A 711-nucleotide genomic window follows, 5' to 3' on the forward strand; every position below is an offset into this window, starting at 1 on the left:
ACAGTTTCTTTCGCAGATGCGAAAGGCAAAAGGCTAATTCACTGCAATTTCAGGGGGCAAGGCCTGCGGGCGTTGCAGCATGATCTGCACTTCGTCCTTCCGGCCAAAATTCAATAGGACTCGCGCGCGTTCTTCCAAAAGGTCGGGGTCCAATCGATCCGGCCGCATCAAAGACACCCGTTTTTCGAGTATTTCCCGCTCCGCATGAACAAGATCGCGGGTAATTTCGGCCTTGCGGATCTCCTGCTGCAAATGCAGATAGGCCAACATCCCCCGGTCGCCATGCACGGCATGATAGGCGAAATAGGCAACGAAAGACGCGCCCAGCAGCGGGGCGATCACGGTATGCGCTTTGCGCTTCAGAATGGTCAGGACAGCCATGACTCCAAAGAATCATAAGGGAGTCAGGGGGTCAACAGGATTATCTCAGAAATGAGTCCAGACTCAAAATGTCATATATCGAGTCGGGATTATATACCCAAGCCTTAGCTTCGAGATACCCGGCTTAGGGCCGCAATCTGCCCCTGCAAATTGCCCATAGCCTGAAGCAAATTCCGATCACTCTGCTCTTGCGCGGTCAGCCGCTGGTCCTGCGTGCTTAAGCGCTGCTCCACCGCAGCTAAGCGCGTATTGAGCTGATCGAACCCGTCGGTAATCAGCTTCGCAAGCCGATCATCGCGCGCTTCAAGCTCCCCCGCAAAACGCGTGGGC

Annotated in this window: 2 protein-coding genes; both read right to left on the reverse strand. The window is 54.9% G+C overall.

Going from position 1 to position 711, the window contains the following annotated elements; genetic code table 11:
• Positions 1-33: 33 nt before the first annotated feature.
• The gene (locus VZ95_RS20890) at positions 34-342 is read right to left on the reverse strand and encodes an FtsB family cell division protein (RefSeq protein ID WP_232302796.1); all 309 of its coding nucleotides are present in this window, start codon (positions 340-342) and stop codon (positions 34-36) included.
• Between the two features lie 143 nt (positions 343-485).
• Positions 486-711 (reverse strand): hypothetical protein (locus VZ95_RS26365; protein ID WP_045777581.1); only part of this gene is annotated, 226 nt, incomplete at its 5' end.

The organism is Elstera litoralis, assembly GCF_000963705.1.
Taxonomy (GTDB): Bacteria; Pseudomonadota; Alphaproteobacteria; order Elsterales; family Elsteraceae; genus Elstera; species Elstera litoralis.